This window comes from Kitasatospora sp. NPDC048286 (genome assembly GCF_043201735.1).
Taxonomy (GTDB): Bacteria; Actinomycetota; Actinomycetes; order Streptomycetales; family Streptomycetaceae; genus Kitasatospora.
This window is the reverse complement of the sequence record NZ_JBICZE010000006.1, coordinates 177,117-194,640: the sequence shown is the minus strand read 5'-3', so window position 1 is coordinate 194,640 and position 17,524 is coordinate 177,117. Positions and strand designations below refer to the sequence as shown.

The following is a 17,524-nucleotide window of genomic DNA, read 5'->3' as shown; positions in this document are numbered from 1 at the left end:
TGACGACCGGAGGATCGAACCGGCCGTCCGGGACGACGCCGTCCCGGCTGAATCTCGAACCGGCGTGCTAGCGCAGCGCCTGGAGGGAGACGTTACCGTACCGCAGCCTTACCCCCGGCCGGGCGCCCGCGCCGTCGGTGGACGATCTCACCGACGGCGCACAACTCCGTTACGGCGTCCCCCCACCGGCGCCGGAGGGCGCCCCGGCCCCGCCTACGGCCCCCGGTCCTGAGGCCGCCGGGGAGTCCGGGCCGGCGGCCGCGCCCGAGGCCGGGGCGCTCGACTTGGCCGTCGCCCGGTTGGCGTTGAACTCCGCCACGTTGCGTTGCTGCACGTCGAAGCTGTCGGTGAAGCGGGTGTCCCCCGGCTTCACGGTGACGAAGTACAGCCAGTCCCCCGGCGTCGGGTCCAGCGCCGCCATGATCGCCTGCCGCCCGGGGTTGGAGATCGGGCTCGGCGGCAGCCCGGGGTGCAGGTAGGTGTTGTACGGGGAGTCCAGCCTGGTGTCGGTCACCGAGGTGTTCAGGGTCGAACGGCCGAGTGCGTAGTTGATGGTGGAGTCCAGCTGCAGGGGCATAGCCCTGGCCAGCCGGTTGTAGATCACCCGGGCCACCTTGCCCATGTCCTCGGTGTTGTCGGCCTCACCCTGGACCATGCTGGCCACGGTGACCAGCCCGTACACGCTCTGCCCCAGGTTCTGGGCGACCACGGTGGCGTCGTCCCGGCTGAACTCCTTGCCGGCCCGGTCCACCATCTGCTTCAGCAGGTCGATGGCGCTGGTGCCCTCGGTGACGCTGTACGTCGCCGGGAACAGGTAGCCCTCCGGGCTGCCGTTGGTGAAGTCCGGCAGGCCGAGTTCGGCGCCCTGCTCCTGGGCGGTCCGCTGGGCGGTGCCCGGGGGCAGGTTCAGCTTCTTGTCGATGGCCGCGTAGATCTGGTAGCCGCGCCAACCCTCGGGAATGGTCAGGCCGTTGGCGTTGGCCGGGTCGATCAGGACCGCCAGCGCCGCCGCGGCCGACATCTTCAGCTTCAGCGTGTACGTCCCCGGCTGGATCCGCCCGGCCGCGGCCGCGCTGCCCTTCGCGGCCCGGGTGAAGGCGAGCGAGCTGGCCACCACCCCGTTGCGGACCAGCGCGGACGCGATCTGGGACAGGCCCGCACCCTCCGGCACCGAGACCTGCACGCTGCCGGTGCCCTGCCCGGCGAAGTCGGCGGCGGCCGGGGGCCTGCGCTGCGCCTGGACCCAGGTGTACCCGGTCAGCCCGATCCCGCCGAACACCGCGATCAGCGCGAACGCGGTGAGCCCGCAGGCCAGTCCGTTGCGCCGTCGGTGCGGATCCGGCGCATCGAAGCGCGGACGGGGCGCACCCGGCGGGCGGCCCTCCGGCTCCAGCACGGGCGCACCCAGGTGCCCGGGGGTGAGCCCTGGGTGGAAGTCCTGGTCGGTCATGACTCTCGCCCCTTCGGCGGTCCCGAACCGGTCCGGATCGATACGGACCGATCCGGACCGGACAGGGAGACGAACGAGAAGGGGCCCGTGCGGACGCGTCCGCACGGGCCCCTCGACGGGACGTTAGACCAGGCCGGTCAGCCGACCGCCTCGACGCTCTCACCCGGCGGGCGTCCGCTCACCCGTTCGGACTCAAGGGCGGTCTGGAGGATCACCACCGCGGCAGCCTGGTCGACCACCGAGCGGCCCTTCTTCGCCTTGACCCCGGACGCGCGCAGCCCGTGGGTCGCGGTGACGGTCGACATCCGCTCGTCCACCAGCCGCACCGGCACCGGGTAGACCCGGTTCGCCAGCCGGGCCGCGTACGCCCGGACCTTCTCCGCCGCCGGGCCCTCCTTGCCGCTGAGCGAGCGCGGCAGCCCGACGATCACCTCCATCGCGCCGTACTCGTCGACGATGGCGGCGATCCTGGCCTGCGACTTCACCCCGGCCGGGACGGTCTCCACGGGCGTGGCGAGCACCCCGTCGGGGTCGCAGGACGCGACCCCGATCCGGGCGTCCCCGACGTCGACGGCGATCCGCCGCCCACGCCGGAAGGGCCTCTCCTCCTGCTCCATCAGCTGGCGCGCTCCGCGACCAGACCGCGCACCGCGGCGATGGCCTCGCCGACCGCGGCCGGGTTGGAGCCGCCGCCCTGGGCGACGTCGTCCTTGCCGCCACCGCCGCCGCCGAGGGTCTTGGCGGCGGTGCGGACCAGCTCGCCGGCCTTGATGCCGCGGCCGCGGGCGTCCTCGTTGGTGGCGATCACGGTCAGCGGGCGGTCGTTCGCCACGGTGAAGGCGGCGACCACGGCCGGGCGCGAACCCAGGCGGCCGCGCACGTCCAGGACCAGCTTGCGCAGCTCGTCCGCGCCCACGCCGTCGGCGACCTGAGCGGCGACCACGGCGATGCCGTGCACGTCCTCGGCCGAGTCGGCCAGGCCCGCCGCGGCGGCCAGCACCTTCTCGGCGCGGAAGCGCTCGATCTCCTTCTCGGCGTCCTTGAGCTTGGCGAGCATGCCCGAGATCTTCTCCGGCAGCTCCTCCGGGCGGCCCTTGACCAGCTCGGTGAGCTGGGAGACCACGGTGTGCTCACGGGCCAGGAAGCGGTACGCGTCGGAGCCGACCAGCGCCTCGACGCGGCGCACGCCGGAGCCGATCGAGGACTCGCCGAGCAGCTTCACCAGGCCCAGCTGGGCGGTGTTGCCGACGTGGGTGCCACCGCACAGCTCCTTGGAGAAGTCGCCGATGGTGACGACCCGGACCTCGTCGCCGTACTTCTCGCCGAACATCGCGATGGCGCCGGCCTTGCGGGCCTGGTCCATCGTCATGACCTCGGCGGTGACCTCCAGCTCGCGGGTCAGCACGTCGTTGATCTTCTGCTCGACGTCGACCAGCACGCTGCCGGGGACGGCGGCGGGCGAGCCGAAGTCGAAGCGGAAGCGGCCGGGGGCGTTCTCGGAGCCGGCCTGGGCGGCCGTCGGGCCGAGCGCGTCACGCAGCGCCTGGTGGGTCAGGTGGGTGGCCGAGTGGGCGCGGGCGATCGCCCGGCGGCGCTCGGTGTCGATCGTGGCGTACGCCGAGGCGCCCAGCACGACCTCGCCGAACAGCACCCCGCCGGAGTGCACAATGACGCCCGGGACGGGCTGCTGCACGTCGCGGATCTCCACCACCGCGCCGGACTCCAGCCGGATCCGGCCCTGGTCGGCGAGCTGGCCGCCGCCCTCGGCGTAGAACGGGGTGCGGTCGAGGATGATCTCGACCTCGTCGCCCTCGGAGGCGGCCGGCGAGGGAACGCCGTCCACCAGCAGGCCGACCACGGTGGCCTCGCCCTCGGTGAGGGCGTAGCCGGTGAAGACGCTGGCACCGGACTTGTCGGCGACCTCGCGGTACGCGGCGACGTCGGCGTGGCCCATCTTCTTGGCCTTGGCGTCCGCCTTGGCGCGGTCCCGCTGCTCCTGCATCAGGCGGCGGAAGCCGGCCTCGTCCACCTGGAGGCCCTGCTCCTCGGCCATCTCCAGGGTGAGGTCGATCGGGAAGCCGTAGGTGTCGTGCAGCTTGAACGCCTGCTCGCCGGAGAGCACCGCGCCGCCGGACTGCTTGGTCTCGGTGACCGCGACGTCCAGCAGGTTGGTGCCGGCCTTCAGGGTCTGGAGGAAGGCCGCCTCCTCGCCGACGACGACCGTCTCGATGCGCTTGCGGTCGGCCTCCAGCTCGGGGTACTGCGGGGCCATCGCCTTGATCGCGACGTCGATGAGCTCCTTGGCCACCGGCTCGGTGGCGCCCAGCAGGCGCATGTTGCGGATGGCGCGGCGCAGGATGCGGCGCAGCACGTAGCCGCGGCCCTCGTTGCCCGGGGTGACGCCGTCGCCGACCAGCATCAGCGCGGTGCGGATGTGGTCGGTGACCACGCGCAGCGAGACGTCCGACTTGTGGTCGGCGCCGTAGCTGTGGCCGGTGAGCTCGGCGGCGCGGTCGAGGATCATCCGGCTGGTGTCGATCTCGAAGAGGTTGTCGACGCCCTGCAGGACGGCGGCAAGGCGCTCCAGGCCGAGGCCGGTGTCGATGTTCCTGCTCGGCAGGTCGCCGAGGATCTCGAAGCCGTCCTTCCCGTCGCCGTGGCCGCGCTCGTACTGCATGAAGACCAGGTTCCAGATCTCCAGGTAGCGCTCGCCGTTGACGGCCGGGCCGCCCTCCTCACCGTACGCGGGGCCGCGGTCGTAGTTGATCTCCGAACACGGGCCGCACGGGCCGGGGACGCCCATCGACCAGAAGTTGTCCTTCATGCCCAGGCGCTGGATGCGCTCGGAGGGCACGCCGATGACGTCACGCCAGATCTGCTCGGCCTCGTCGTCGTCCTTGTAGACGGTGATCCAGAGCTTCTCCTTCTCCAGGCCGTAGCCACCGTCCGCGACGGGGCTGGTGAGCAGCTCCCACGCGAACTTGATGGCTCCTTCCTTGAAGTAGTCGCCGAAGGAGAAGTTGCCGCACATCTGGAAGAAGGAGCCGTGCCGGGTGGTCTTCCCGACCTCCTCGATGTCCAGGGTGCGCACGCACTTCTGGACGCTGGTGGCGCGCGAGAACTGCGGCTTGACCTCGCCCAGGAAGTAGGGCTTGAACGGCACCATGCCGGCGTTGACGAGCAGCAGGGTGGGGTCGTCGGCGACCAGGGACGCCGACGGAACGACGGTGTGGCCGCGCTCCTCGAAGAAGCGCAGCCAGCGGCGGCGGATCTCAGCCGACTCCATTATTGGTCCTTCCGGTTCGGGGTGCCGCCCCGCGGCGGCAGGGCACGGCGGGGCGTTTCTTCAGTGGTCTGGGGGGTGGTACGGGCGCCGTCGGGTACGGAACGGGCGCGGGACGGAGGCAGGGCGGCGGCCGGGCTACCGGGCGCCGCCGAGATAGCTCGGTACTGCGGCTCCCGCGAGGGGGGCAGCGCGGAGCGCTTCCCAAGAAGGGTGGTGGTGGGCGACGGGTGGGCACCGCGGGCCCCGCGGGGCTCCGCCACGGCGGTGCCGTGCAGCCCGAGGTCGTCCTTCAGCTGCTCCTCGCGCTCGGCCATTCCGGCCCTCACGTCCTGGGCGAACTGCTTGGCCAGGTCCCCCAGGTGCAGCGCACCGCGCGCGGCGGTGCCGGAGAGACTGTCCGGGGTGAGCCGCTGCGCGGCCTCGTTGGCCTTCTTCATGGCCCAGACGGTGGCGCCGGCGCCGACCGCCATCCAGAAGACGCGTCCCATGCCGTCAGCCCCTCACCGCACGCCGGACCCGGGAGAGCAGGCCGGTCCTGGGCGCGGTCGCGGCGCGCACCTCGGCCCGGACCAGCCGGGCCAGCTCCTCGCGCTCGCCGGCCTGCGACGGCACCGGCGGCAGACCGCCCTGCTGCCGCGCGACGGCCTTGCGCACGCCGTAGCTGAACGCCGCGACCTTGACCAGCGGTCCGCCCAGGGTGGCGGCCACGGTGGAGGAGAGCGCGTTGGCGTTGGCGGCGGCGTCCTGCACGTTGGCGGTGATCTCGTCCACCCGCTCCAGCTGCTGGTTGGCGCTGCGCACGGCGGCGCCCGCGTCGGTCAGCAGCGGGACGGCCTGCTCGGTCACCGCGGAGACCAGGACGGCGGCCTCCTTGAGCACCCGGGAGAGGCGGACCAGCACGACGGCGAGCAGGGTGACCAGGACCGCCCAGAACACGGCGACGAGCAATCCGGCCAGCTCTCCCACGGACACCTTGCGCGCTCCCTCGCCTTGCAGTTCTTCAGACGGAACCCTATCGCGCCCACGCCTGATTCCCGGACCGGGTTCTTTCCCCGGCGATCCGGTCGGATGTGCGATCCGCGCGCGTAACCTACCGGCCGGTCACCTCGTTCTGCCTGGCAGGCCGTCGCCCGTACGGCCCGACGCACGTCCGGACCACGGCGGTCCGGCCTGGAGCACGGGGAGCAGCCTTTGGCCGGGGACCGGAGAGCACAGCCCTGGGAGCCCGGGGCGGGACCGCACGGTCCTGAGCCCGGCCGGCTGCCGGCCGAGGTGACGGCCTTCGTCGGGCGGCAGGCCGAACTGGCCGAACTGACCGGCCTGCTGGCCTCGGCCCGGCTGGTGACCGTCACCGGTCCCGGCGGCGTGGGCAAGAGCCGGCTGGCGCTGCGCGCGGCGGCCCGGGCGGCCGGCGCGTTCCCGGACGGCACCTGGCTGGTGGACGTGGCCCCGGTGCAGGACGGGCTGCTGCTCGGCGACGCCGTCCTGGAGGCGCTGCGGTTCGCCGACGGCACCGCCCGTCCGCCGCTGGACGTCCTGACCGAGCGGCTGGCCGGCCGGCGCCTGCTGCTGGTGCTGGACGGCTGCGAGCACCTGGTGGAGGCCTGCGCGGACCTGGCCGACGCGCTGCTGCGGGCGCTGCCCGGCCTGCGGCTGCTGACCACCAGCCGCACCGCCCTGCGGGCCTCGGGCGAGCACCTGCTCGCCCTCGCGCCGCTGCCGGTCGACCTCGCACCGCCCGGCCCGGTGCGGCCGGGCGCGCTGCCAGACGCGGTCCGGCTGTTCGCCGACCGGGCCCGGGCGGTGCTGCCGTCCTTCGAGGTGACGGAGGCCAACGCGGAGGCGGTCGCGCTGCTCTGCCGCCGGCTGGACGGCCTGCCGCTGGCCGTGGAGCTGGCCGCCGGGCGGCTGCGCGCGCTGTCCGTGGAGCAGGTCACCGCCCGGCTGGACGACCGTTTCCGGCTGCTCACCGGCGGCTCCCGGACGGCCCTGCCCCGGCACCGGACGCTGCGCACGACGATCGGCTGGAGTCATGAGCTGTGCACCGTGCAGGAACGTTTACTCTGGGCCCGCCTGTCGGTCTTCGCCGGCGGCTTCGACCTGGAGGCCGCCGAGTACGTCTGCGCCGGCGAGGGCATCGAGGCCGAGGAGGTGCTCGACCTCCTCGACGAGCTGGTGGCGAAGTCCGTCGTCCTGAGCGAGGACAGCGCCTTCGGCGTGCGCTTCCGGCTGCTGGACTCCCTGCGCGAGTACGGCGGCCAGTGGCTGCGCGCCGCCGGCGAGGAGCAGCGGCTGCTGCGCCGCCACCGCGACTGGTACCTGGGCGTCGCCACCTGGGGCGAGGTCGAGTGGTTCGGCCCCCGGCAGGCGGAGACCGCCGAGCGCACCGGGCTCGCCCACGGCAACCTCCGCGCGGCGCTGGAGTACTGCCTCGGCGAGCCCGGCGAGGAGCAGATCGCCCTGCTGCTGGCCGCCACGCTCTGGTTCTACTGGGTCGGCTGCGGCCACCTCGGCGAGGGCCGGCACTGGCTGGACCGCGCGCTCGCCCTGGACCGCGAGCCCACCGAGGCCCGGGCGAAGGCGCTCTGGGTCACCGGTCACCTGGCAGTCCTCCAGGGCGACCTCGGCTTCGCCCGCCCGGCACTGGAGGACTGCCGCCGCCAGGCGCTGAACACCGGCGACGACCGGGCCCTGGCCTACGCCGTCCACCGCCAGGGCTGTGTCGCGCTGGTCGGCGACGACCCCGACCGGGCCGCCGAGCTGTTCGAGGAGGCGCTCTGGCACTACCGGACCATCGGCGAGCTCAACAGCAACGTGGTGATGGCCATGCTGGAACTGGGCCTGGCCTACCTGTTCCAGGGCGACCTGGACAGCGGCGAGCTCTGGTTCCGCCAGGCCCGCGAGCTGTGCGAGGAGCACGGCGAGCAGTGGGCCTACGGGTACGTGCACTACGCGATGGCGTACTCGCACTGGCTGGACGGCGCCGTCCAGCCCGCCCGGACGCTGGCCCGGGAGTGCGTACGGCTGCACCACCTCTTCCACGACCTGCTCGGCCTCGCGCTGGGCGTCGACCTGCTGGCGCTGCTGGAGACGGAGCCGGGCAGACCGGGCGAGCCGGGTGACCTGCGCGAGGCCCGGGTGCTGCAGGGAGCCGCGCACCGGCTCTGGCGCACGGTCGGCAACCCGTTCCTGGGCTCGCGGAACTTCTTCGGCCCGCACCAGGAGTGCGCGGAGCGGGCCCTGGCCGGGCTGACCGCCCAGGAGTACGAGGACTGCTACGAGGCCGGCACCCTGCTGGACCTGGACGCGGCGGTCGTCCGGGCGCTCGGCGGCGGGGGCTCGGCGGCGGCCCCCGGGCCGGCCCCGGGCCCCCGCTCGGCGGCGCCCGCGTCGGCGCCCTCACCGGCGCGGAATAGTTGAAACTTGCCGATTGCTTGAGGAGGCAAGTAACCGCCCGGAAGGAACACCATGGCCGTCAACAACGCCGCCGACGAGTACCGCATGGCGAAGTTCTACTTCGACTCCAAGGCGTACACCGACGCGGCCCGCACGCTCGAAGGCGTACTGGCCGAGGAGCCGACCAACCTCTCCGTCCGGCTGCTGCTGGCCCGCAGCTACTTCCACTCGGCCCAGCTGCGCCGCGCCGAGGCCGAGCTGCTGCGGATCCTGGAGGCCGACCCGGCCGAGGACTACGCCCGGCTGATGCTCGGCCGCACCCTGGAGCGCCAGGGCCGCGCCGAGGAGGCCCGCCCGCACCTGCGGCTGGCCGCCGCGATGACCGGCGAGAGCATCTGACACTGGCGGGAAAAGGGACGAGCCCCCGTCGCCTCGGAAGGCGACGGGGGCTCGCTGGTGTTCGCGAAGAGCGAAGCCGGGTCAGCGCGAGTAGTACTCGACGACCAGCTGCTCGTCACAGATCACCGGGACCTCCTTGCGCTGCGGCGCACGGTCCAGGCGGAAGGCCAGGGCCTTCAGGTTGACCTCGAGGTACTTCGGGGTCTGGCCCTCACCCGCGTAGCCACCCTCACGGGCGACCTGGAAGGGGACCTTCTCCTTGCTGCGCTCGCGGACGGTCACCACGAAGCCGGGCTTCATCTGGAACGACGGCTTGTTGACCTTGCCACCGTTGACCTCGATGTGGCCGTGGACGACCATCTGGCGGGCCTGGTAGATGGTGCGGGCGATGCCCGAACGCAGGACCAGGGAGTCCAGACGGGTCTCCAGGTCGGCGACGAGCGCCTCACCGGTCTTGCCCTCGGCCTTCTTCGCGCGGTCGAACGCGCGCGCCATCTGCTTCTCGCTCAGGTCGTACTGAGCGCGCAGACGCTGCTTCTCGAGCAGACGGACCTTGTAGTCCGAGTTCTGCTTGCGGCCACGGCCGTGCTGGCCGGGCGGGTACGGGCGGGCCTCGAAGTACTTGACGGACTTCGGGGTCAGCGGCACACCGAGCGCGCGCGCGATCTTGACCTTGGGACGCTTCTGGTTCGCCATGAACCAAACCTTCCTTGCTTACGAATACGGCTTCACCAGGTGTTGACGGAGGTCGCATGTCGCGACCCGGAGAAAACCCCACCGCCTGCGCGATGGGATCAGCCGCTCTCCGGAGCCGGGCACGGAAGTGCTGGTCACACGGACCGACCCGGGAACCCGGGCCGCCCGCGACACCGGTGACGGTGCGCGACGCTCCTGGTGCGGGCCTCCCGGAGGAGGCCTACCGCCGATGCCCCGCTGGTGCGGCCGGTCGGTGGGGTCTCCCCCGCCGCCGTCCCGGGACATGGCACTCCGACGAAGTATACCGGTGGATCACTCGCCCTTTTCCCCGGGCTGCTCCTCGGGCTTCTTCCCGTCCCTCTTCTCCACCCTGCGCTCCCCCCGCAGCCGCCCGCGCGTCCACTCCACCACGTCCGCGTACCGGGCCTCGCCGCCGCGCCTGGTCGGCTGGTAGTACTCCTTGCCGTGCACCGCGTCCGGCGCGTACTGCTGGGCGGCGATGCCCTCCGGCAGGTCGTGCGGGTACCGGTAGCCCTTGCCGTGGCCGAGCTTGCCCGCGCCGCCGTAGTGGGCGTCCCGCAGGTGGGACGGGACGGCGCCGGCCAGGCCCTGCCGGACGTCCGCCAGCGCCGCGTCGATCGCCAGGTAGGCGGCGTTGGACTTGGGCGCGAGGGCCAGCGCGATGGCCGCCTGGGAGAGGATGATCCGGGCCTCCGGGAAGCCGATCAGGGCCACCGCCTGGGCCGCCGCCACCGCCGTCTGCAGGGCCGTCGGGTCCGCCAGGCCGACGTCCTCGCTGGCCGAGATCATCAGCCGGCGGGCGATGAACCGCGGGTCCTCCCCCGCCTCGATCATCCGGGCCAGGTAGTGCAGGGTGGCGTCCACGTCGCTGCCGCGGATCGACTTGATCAGCGCGCTGGCCACGTCGTAGTGCTGGTCGCCGTCCTTGTCGTAACGCACCGCCGCGTGGTTGACCGCCGTCTCGGTGAGGGCCAGCGTGATGCTCGGCTCACCCTCCTCCAGCGCCGCCCCGGCCGCCGCCTCCAGGGTGGTGAGCGCCTTGCGGGCGTCCCCGCCGGCCAGGCGCACCAGGTGGTCCTCGGCCTCCGCGGACAGTTCCAGCGCGCCCTCCAGGCCGCGCTCGTCGGCCACCGCGCGGCGCAGCAGCGCCCGGATGTCCTCGTCGGTCAGCGACTCCAGGGTGAGCAGCAGCGAGCGGGACAGCAGCGGGGAGATCACCGAGAAGTACGGGTTCTCCGTCGTCGCCGCGATCAGGGTGACCCACCGGTTCTCCACGGCCGGCAGCAGAGAGTCCTGCTGGGCCTTGGAGAAGCGGTGGATCTCGTCCAGGAAGAGCACGGTCTCCCGGCCGGACATCCCGACCGCCCGCCGGGCGCCGTCGATCACCGCCCGGACCTCCTTGACCCCGGCGGTGATCGCGGACAGTTCCACGAAGCGGCCCTCGACCGCCTGGCTGATCACGTGCGCCAGGGTGGTCTTGCCGGTGCCGGGCGGCCCCCAGAGGATCACCGAGCTGGTCGCCGCCGGGCCGCGCGAGCCCGCGACCAGCCGGCGCAGCGGCGAGCCGGGCTTCAGCAGCTGCCGCTGCCCGGCCACCTCGTCCAGGGTGCGCGGACGCATCCGTACGGCCAGGGGCGCCCGGCCGGGCTCCCTGGTCTGGCGTTCCTCGGCTGCGGCGGTGAAGAGGTCCGGTTCGTCCACACCGGAAGCCTATGCGAGGCCCCGGACAGCCCGGGCCGCTACTCCAGCGCGGCGGCGTGGTCCGGGACGTACTTCTGCAGGTCACGCGGGGGGCGCTGGTAGCCGCGCGACGCGGGGCGGGGCGGCAGCTTGATCTGCGGGACCTTCGTCTCCTGGTACGGCACGGTGGACAGCAGGTGGGCGATCATGTTGATCCTGGCCCGGCGCTTGTCGTCGCTCTCCACCACGTGCCAGGGCGAGTCCGGGATGTCGGTGTGGAGGAACATCTCGTCCTTGGCCCGCGAGTAGTCCTCCCAGCGGGTGATCGACTCGACGTCCATCGGGGAGAGCTTCCAGCGCTTCATCGGGTCCTCCAGTCGGTCCCGGAACCGCCGCTCCTGCTCGGTGTCGCTCACCGAGAACCAGTACTTGCGCAGCAGGATGCCCGACTCGATCAGCATCCGTTCGAAGGTCGGGCACTGGTGCAGGAACTGCCAGTACTCGTCGTCGTCGCAGAAGCCCATCACGCGCTCGACACCCGCGCGGTTGTACCAGCTGCGGTCGAACAGCACGATCTCCCCGGCGGCCGGCAGGTGCTCGACGTAGCGCTGGAAGTACCACTGGGTCTTCTGCCGCTCGGTCGGCGTGGGCAGCGCCGCGACCCGGGCGATGCGCGGGTTCAGGTACTCCGTCACCCGCTGGATCGCTCCGCCCTTGCCCGCCGCGTCACGCCCCTCGAAGACCACCACCAGCCGGGCGCCCTCGACCCGCACCCACTCCTGGAGCTTCACCAGCTCCTGCTGGAGCCGCAGCAGTTCCCTCTCGTACGGCCTCTTGGCCAGCTTCTCCGGCTTGCCGCCGCGCTGCTGCTCGCCCACCCTCGGGTCCTCCGTTCGGTCGAATGCTGATGAGCACTCACCGTAGGCGCCGCTGGCCGGATCCGCAGGTCGGCGGGGCGTGGCGACCGGGGCGGTCTCGTGGACCGGCCCTGGGAGAGGCCCCCGAGGGAGACGGGCCCCTAGAGGGCGAGGAAGGGCTCGGGGTAGCTGCAGAGCCCGCGCGGGCCGCCGTCGTACCCCGTCAGCGGCAGCGCCTGGAAGTACGTCTCCGGCACCTCGAACGGGCCGGTGACCTCGTGCCGCCCGGCCGGCGCGAAGCCGAACCGCTTGTAGTACTCCGGATCGCCGAGGACGACCACGAGCTTCTCGCCCGCGTCCTCGGCCGCCGCCAGCGCGGCCCGGACGACCAGCTCGCCGACCCCCCGGCGCTGCCACTCGGGCGCCACCGCGACCGGCGCGAGCGCCAGCCCCGTGCCGTCGCCGACCCGCAGCCGGCTCAGCAGCGCGTGCCCGATCACCAGCCCGGTCCGGTCGACCGCCACCACGGACAGGCCGGGCAGCCAGGCGGGATCGCGGCGCAGCGCGTCCACCAGGTCCGCCTCGTCCGGGCCGGGGAACGCGGCCATGTGGACGCGCCTGGTCGCCGGGGCATCGTCCGGACATTCGACTCTCGTTGTGACCTGCATTGAGTCAACCCTCCCTGTGTCACACACCGTTGTGGACCGGCCCCGGACGGTGGGTGGACCGTCCGGGGCCGTTGCAGGTTAGCGGATGACGCGGTGTCAGGACTTGGGCTGAGCCTCGCCCTTGGCGTCCTCGCGGACCTTCGGCTGGGCGTCCACGCCGGCCTCGCGGCGCTGCGCCGGGGTGATCGGGGTCGGGGCGCCGGTCAGCGGGTCGCCGCCGGTGGACGTCTTCGGGAAGGCGATGACGTCCCGGATGGTGTCGTACCCGCCCAGCAGCGTGACGATGCGGTCCAGGCCGAAGGCGACACCACCGTGCGGCGGCGGGCCGTAGTTGAAGGCGTCCAGCAGGAAGCCGAACTGCGAGGCCGCCTCCTCCTCGGAGAGGCCGATCGCGTCGAACGCCCGCTTCTGCACGTCGCGCTGGTGGATACGGATCGAACCGCCGCCCAGCTCCGAGCCGTTGAGGACCAGGTCGTAGGCGTTGGACAGCGCCGAGCCCGGGTCGGTGTCGAAGGTGGCCAGCGACTCCGCGGTCGGGGCGGTGAACGGGTGGTGCACCGCGTGCCAGCCCTGGAACTGACCCTTGTCGTCCTCGATCGGCTCGAACATCGGGAAGTCGACGACCCAGAGGAAGGCCCACTTGGACTCGTCGATCAGCTCGCAGCGGCGGCCGATCTCCAGACGGGCGGCGCCGAGCAGCTCCTGCGAGGCGCGCTCCTTGCCGGCCGCGAAGAAGACCGCGTCGCCGTTCTTGGCGCCCGCGGCGGCGGCGAGGCCGGCCAGGTGCTCCTCGGAGAGGTTCTTGGCGACCGGGCCGCGCAGCTCGCCGGTCTCGGCGTCGATGAGGACGTACGCCAGGCCCTTGGCGCCGCGCGCCTTGGCCCAGTCCTGCCAGGCGTCCAGCTGCTTGCGCGGCTGCGAGGCACCGCCGGGCATGACCACGGCGCCGACGTACGGGGCCTGGAAGACGCGGAAGTCGGTGCCCTTGAAGTACTCGGTCAGGTCGGTGAGCTCCTGGCCGAAGCGGACGTCCGGCTTGTCCGAGCCGTAGCGGCCCATGGCGTCCGCGTAGGTCATCCGCGGCAGCGGGTTCGGGACCTCGTAGCCGTGCACCTCGCGCCAGATGGCACCGATGATCTTCTCGCCGAGGGCCAGGATGTCCTCCTGGTCGACGAAGGAGGCCTCGATGTCCAGCTGGGTGAACTCCGGCTGCCGGTCGGCGCGGAAGTCCTCGTCGCGGAAGCAGCGGGCGATCTGGTAGTAGCGCTCCATGCCGGCCACCATCAGCAGCTGCTTGAACAGCTGGGGCGACTGCGGCAGGGCGTACCAGTGGCCGGGCTGGAGGCGGACCGGGACGAGGAAGTCGCGGGCGCCCTCGGGGGTGGAGCGGGTGAGGTACGGCGTCTCGATGTCGAGGTAGTCGTTCTCCTCCATCACCCGGCGGATGATGTTGTTGACCTTGGAGCGCAGGCGCAGGCCCTTGGCCGGGCCCTCACGGCGCAGGTCCAGGTAGCGGTAGCGCAGCCGGACCTCCTCGTTGACCGTGCCCGGCTCGTACTCGGCGACCGGGAAGGGCAGCGGGGCGGCCTCGGAGAGCACCTCGATCTCGCTGACGACGACCTCGACGGCGCCGGTCGGGATGTCGGGGTTCTCGTTGCCCTCGGGGCGGACCCGGACGTCGCCGACGACCTTGACGCAGTACTCGGCGCGCAGGCCGTGCACCGAGTCGAGGTCGCGGACCACGATCTGCACGGTGCCGGAGGCGTCGCGCAGATCGATGAAGGCGACGCCGCCGTGGTCGCGGCGGCGGGCGACCCAGCCGGCCAGGGTGACGGTGGTGCCTGCGTGCTCCGGGCGGAGCGTGCCCGCGTCGTGCGTGCGGATCACAGCTGCTTCTCCTTCAGGGTGGTGACGAGTGCGTCGAGGGCGACGGGGGTCTGCTCGCCGGTGCTCAGGTCCTTGAGCTGGACGACGCCCTCGGCGAGGTCCCGGTCCCCGGCGATCAGGGCGAAGCGGGCGCCGGACCGGTCGGCGGACTTCATGGCGTTCTTGATGCTCTTGACGCCGAAGGCGAGGTCGGTGGCCACGCCGGCCCGGCGCAGCTCGGTCACCTTGGCGAACAGGACGTCCTTGGCCTCCTCGCCGAGCGCGACGGCGAACACGGCGGTGGCGGACGGCAGGTCGAGGGTGATGCCCTCGGCCTCCATCGCGAGGAAGGTGCGGTCCACACCGAGCGCCCAGCCGACGGACGGCAGCGCCGGGCCGCCGATCATCTCGGACAGGCCGTCGTAGCGGCCGCCGCCGCCGATCGCGGACTGGGCGCCGAGGCCGTTGTGCACGAACTCGAAGGTGGTGCGGGTGTAGTAGTCCAGGCCGCGCACCAGCTTGGGGTCGTCCACGTAGGCCACGCCCGCCGCGGTGAGCAGCTCGCGCACCTTCTCGTGGTACGCCTTGCACTCCTCGCACAGGTAGTCGCGCAGCATCGGCGCGTCGACCAGCTGGGCCTGCACGGACTCGCGCTTGTCGTCGAGGACGCGCAGCGGGTTGATCTCGGCGCGGCGACGGGTCTCCTCGTCCAGGTCCAGGCCGGAGAGGAACTCGATCAGCGCGGCGCGGTAGACCGGGCGGCACTGCTTGTCGCCGAGGCTGTTGAGCAGCAGCGAGTAGTTCCGCACGCCGAGCGAGCTGAAGGCGTCGTCGGCCAGGATGACCAGCTCGGCGTCGAGCGCCGGGTCCTCCGCGCCGATCGCCTCGGCGCCGACCTGGGAGAACTGGCGGTAGCGGCCCTTCTGGGCGCGCTCGTAGCGGTAGTACGAGGCGGAGTACCAGAGCTTGACCGGCAGGTTGCCCTGCTTGTGCAGGTTGGCCTGGAGGGCGGCGCGCAGCACCGGGGCGGTGCCCTCGGGGCGCAGCGCGAGCTCGTCGCCGCCCTTGGTGGTGAGGGTGTACATCTCCTTGGAGACGATGTCGGTGGACTCGCCGACACCGCGGGAGAACAGCTTCACGTCCTCGAAGACCGGGGTCTCGACGTAGCCGTAACCGGCCCGGCGGGAGGGCCCGGAGAGCCGGTCGCGGATCGCCAGGAAGGTCGCGGAGCTGGGGGGCAGCAGGTCGTAGGTGCCCTTGGGGGCGGTGAAGGTGCTCAACTTCTCTTCCGTCACATTCCTCGTCGCGGGAAAGCCGGGGCGCCCGCCGCCCCTGCTGCCTGTCGGAGGTAGGGGTTGGTGGCGCGCTCGCGGCCGATGGTGGTCTGACCGCCGTGGCCGGAGAGGACCACGGTGGAATCGTCGAGGGGCAGGCACACCCGGGCCAGCGAGTTCATGATCGCCTCGCTGTCCCCGCCCGGGAGGTCGGTACGCCCTATGGAGCCGGCGAACAGCAGGTCGCCCGAGAACAGCACCGGGGGGAGGTCCTCGGCACCGGGCGTCCGGAAGGTCACCGACCCCCCGGTATGGCCCGGGGCGTGGTCCACCGTGAGCTTCAGGCCGGCCAGCTCCAGCACGCTGCCGTCGGTGAGCTCGCGCACGTCGTCGGGCTCGCCGACGGTGAGCTCGCCCATCAGCTGGGTGCCCAGGGAGCGGCCGAGCGCCTTCTCCGGGTCGGACATCATGTAGCGGTCCTCGGGGTGGATCCAGGCCGGGACGCCGCGGGCGCCGCAGACCGGGACCACCGAGGCCACGTGGTCGATGTGGCCGTGGGTGAGCAGCACGGCGACGGGCTTCAGCCGGTGCTCGCGGACCATCTCCTCGACGCCCCGGGCCGCCTGGTGGCCGGGATCGACGATGACGCACTCCTCGCCCGCCGCCGGAGCGACCAGGTAGCAGTTGGTGCCCCAGGCTCCAGCGGGGAATCCGGCGATGAACACGCTCGTCCTTCGTGATGTGGTCGGCGACGGCTACGGGATGCAAGTCAAGTGGTGTAAGCGCAGCCTACCGGCGGTCCGGGTCCGGTTGCGAACCAGATGGCGGTCGCGGGGCACGCGGCCTGACAGGTTCACCGCGTTCTTACGGGCCGGGTCCCTACACTTGGCCGCCGAGGGATGCGATGATCCGCTCCGGAATCCATCCACTTTTCCCGCACATCCGTAGGAGACACGGCCGGTGGTCAGCAGCGAACAGCGGCGGCGGCAGCTCGCCCGAGAGAAGTACGAGCGCCAGTTGGAGCGCCGCGTCGCGGCCGAGTCCGCGCGCAAGCGGCGCAACACGATCCTGGGCGCCTCGCTCGCGGTCGTGGTGCTGGCCGGCGGTGGCACCCTGATCGCCACCGGCGCGTTCAGTTCGGACGACAAGGGCGACAAGAAGGCCTCGGCCGCGAACAGCGCCCAGGCCGCGCCGACCGCGGAGCCGACCACCCCGACCCGCAAGCCGGTCGAGGGCTGCGCCGCCCCGGCGCCGGGCGCGCCCAGCGGCAAGCAGTGGCAGGCCGAGCCGCCGATGACGATCGACCCGAGCGGCTCGTACGCCATGACGCTGGACAGCAACTGCGGCAAGGTGACGATCGCGCTGGACGCGGCCAAGGCCCCGCACACCGTGAACTCCTTCGCCTTCCTCGCCGGCGAGAAGTTCTTCGACCACACCAAGTGCCACCGCCTCACCACCGACGGCATCTTCGTGCTCCAGTGCGGCGACCCGACCGCCAGCGCGACCGTCCCGGGCGGCACCGGCGGTCCCGGCTACAAGTTCGCGGACGAGAACCTGGCCGGCGCGACGTACCCGGCCGGCACCGTGGCGATGGCCAACTCGGGCCCGGGCACCAACGGCAGCCAGTTCTTCCTGGTCTACAAGGACACCAAGCTGCCGCCGAACTACACCCCCTTCGGCAAGATCACCGGCGGTCTGGACGCGGTGCAGAAGATCGCCGCCGCGGGCACCCTGGAGGGCTCGCCGGACGGCCACCCGATGGCCGACGTCACCTTCAACTCCGTTACGGTGGCGAAGGGTTGACCGACTCCGGGGCCGTGGGGGGGGGGGGGGGGCGGCGCCCCCCCCCCCCCCCCCCCCCCCCCCCCCCCCCCCCCCCGCCCCCCCCCCCCCCCCCCCCCCCCCCCCCCCGCCCGGGGGGTGGGGGGCGG

Annotated in this window: 15 protein-coding genes; 3 read left to right on the top strand and 12 right to left on the bottom strand. The window is 72.5% G+C overall.

Annotation, left to right across the window (positions count from 1 at the left end):
* Positions 1–169: 169 nt before the first annotated feature.
* From mltG to ACGF13_RS16340, 5 genes are all read right to left on the bottom strand, one after another.
* Positions 170–1,450 (bottom strand): endolytic transglycosylase MltG, encoded by a 1,281-nt coding sequence (gene mltG, locus ACGF13_RS16360; protein ID WP_392874733.1) that lies wholly within the window; start codon positions 1,448–1,450, stop codon positions 170–172.
* A 137-nt stretch (positions 1,451–1,587) separates the two neighbouring features.
* On the bottom strand, positions 1,588–2,067 hold the full coding sequence (ruvX, locus tag ACGF13_RS16355; RefSeq protein ID WP_392874730.1) for a Holliday junction resolvase RuvX: 480 nt from the start codon (positions 2,065–2,067) through the stop codon (positions 1,588–1,590).
* Entirely contained in the window at positions 2,067–4,736 is a 2,670-nt protein-coding gene (alaS, locus tag ACGF13_RS16350; RefSeq protein ID WP_392874727.1) for an alanine--tRNA ligase, read from the bottom strand. The genes ruvX and alaS overlap by 1 nt, the downstream gene beginning before the upstream one ends.
* A complete protein-coding gene (locus ACGF13_RS16345) occupies positions 4,736–5,224 on the bottom strand; it encodes a DUF6167 family protein (protein ID WP_392874724.1) in 489 nt (162 codons plus the stop codon). Before ACGF13_RS16345 ends, alaS begins: the two co-directional genes overlap by 1 nt.
* A gap of 4 nt (positions 5,225–5,228) precedes the next feature.
* The gene (locus ACGF13_RS16340) at positions 5,229–5,708 is read right to left on the bottom strand and encodes a DUF948 domain-containing protein (protein ID WP_392874721.1); all 480 of its coding nucleotides are present in this window, start codon (positions 5,706–5,708) and stop codon (positions 5,229–5,231) included.
* 219 nt (positions 5,709–5,927) lie between these two features.
* Here ACGF13_RS16340 and ACGF13_RS16335 point away from each other — a divergent pair, with 219 nt between their 5' ends.
* Both ACGF13_RS16335 and ACGF13_RS16330 read left to right on the top strand, forming a co-directional pair.
* Positions 5,928–8,156, top strand: a complete 2,229-nt coding sequence (locus tag ACGF13_RS16335) for an ATP-binding protein (protein WP_392874718.1) — start codon at positions 5,928–5,930, stop codon at positions 8,154–8,156.
* A 48-nt stretch (positions 8,157–8,204) separates the two neighbouring features.
* The gene (locus ACGF13_RS16330; protein WP_392874716.1) at positions 8,205–8,531 is read left to right on the top strand and encodes a tetratricopeptide repeat protein; all 327 of its coding nucleotides are present in this window, start codon (positions 8,205–8,207) and stop codon (positions 8,529–8,531) included.
* A gap of 81 nt (positions 8,532–8,612) precedes the next feature.
* On the opposite strand, the gene rpsD is transcribed toward ACGF13_RS16330, so the two are convergent.
* The 7 genes from rpsD to ACGF13_RS16295 form a co-directional block, all read right to left on the bottom strand.
* Complete coding sequence (gene rpsD, locus ACGF13_RS16325) at positions 8,613–9,227, bottom strand: 30S ribosomal protein S4 (protein WP_030240707.1); 615 nt, start codon at positions 9,225–9,227, stop codon at positions 8,613–8,615.
* A 312-nt stretch (positions 9,228–9,539) separates the two neighbouring features.
* Complete coding sequence (locus ACGF13_RS16320) at positions 9,540–10,949, bottom strand: replication-associated recombination protein A (RefSeq protein ID WP_392874713.1); 1,410 nt, start codon at positions 10,947–10,949, stop codon at positions 9,540–9,542.
* A gap of 38 nt (positions 10,950–10,987) precedes the next feature.
* Entirely contained in the window at positions 10,988–11,806 is an 819-nt protein-coding gene (gene ppk2 / locus ACGF13_RS16315; protein ID WP_392874710.1) for a polyphosphate kinase 2, read from the bottom strand.
* 140 nt (positions 11,807–11,946) lie between these two features.
* On the bottom strand, positions 11,947–12,393 hold the full coding sequence (locus ACGF13_RS16310; protein ID WP_392874707.1) for a GNAT family N-acetyltransferase: 447 nt from the start codon (positions 12,391–12,393) through the stop codon (positions 11,947–11,949).
* 156 nt (positions 12,394–12,549) lie between these two features.
* Positions 12,550–14,340 (bottom strand): aspartate--tRNA ligase, encoded by a 1,791-nt coding sequence (gene aspS, locus ACGF13_RS16305; RefSeq protein WP_392874704.1) that lies wholly within the window; start codon positions 14,338–14,340, stop codon positions 12,550–12,552.
* The gene (gene hisS / locus ACGF13_RS16300; RefSeq protein WP_392874701.1) at positions 14,337–15,599 is read right to left on the bottom strand and encodes a histidine--tRNA ligase; all 1,263 of its coding nucleotides are present in this window, start codon (positions 15,597–15,599) and stop codon (positions 14,337–14,339) included. Before hisS ends, aspS begins: the two co-directional genes overlap by 4 nt.
* 11 nt (positions 15,600–15,610) lie before the next feature.
* A complete protein-coding gene (locus ACGF13_RS16295) occupies positions 15,611–16,318 on the bottom strand; it encodes an MBL fold metallo-hydrolase (protein WP_074002379.1) in 708 nt (235 codons plus the stop codon).
* A 235-nt stretch (positions 16,319–16,553) separates the two neighbouring features.
* Between ACGF13_RS16295 and ACGF13_RS16290 the strand changes: the two genes are divergently transcribed.
* Entirely contained in the window at positions 16,554–17,396 is an 843-nt protein-coding gene (locus ACGF13_RS16290; protein ID WP_392874698.1) for a peptidylprolyl isomerase, read from the top strand.
* Positions 17,397–17,524 lie beyond the last annotated feature (128 nt).

Bases quoted from the DNA above. Each gene is read 5' to 3' on its own strand.
- ruvX (WP_392874730.1), bottom strand. From the start codon at position 2,067: ATGGAGCAGGAGGAGAGGCCCTTCCGGCGTGGGCGGCGGATCGCCGTC.
- ACGF13_RS16345 (WP_392874724.1), bottom strand. From the start codon at position 5,224: ATGGGACGCGTCTTCTGGATGGCGGTCGGCGCCGGCGCCACCGTCTGG.
- ACGF13_RS16310 (WP_392874707.1), bottom strand. From the start codon at position 12,393: ATGGCCGCGTTCCCCGGCCCGGACGAGGCGGACCTGGTGGACGCGCTG.
- rpsD (WP_030240707.1), bottom strand. From the start codon at position 9,227: ATGGCGAACCAGAAGCGTCCCAAGGTCAAGATCGCGCGCGCGCTCGGT.
- mltG (WP_392874733.1), bottom strand. From the start codon at position 1,450: ATGACCGACCAGGACTTCCACCCAGGGCTCACCCCCGGGCACCTGGGT.
- alaS (WP_392874727.1), bottom strand. From the start codon at position 4,736: ATGGAGTCGGCTGAGATCCGCCGCCGCTGGCTGCGCTTCTTCGAGGAG.
- ACGF13_RS16330 (WP_392874716.1), top strand. From the start codon at position 8,205: ATGGCCGTCAACAACGCCGCCGACGAGTACCGCATGGCGAAGTTCTAC.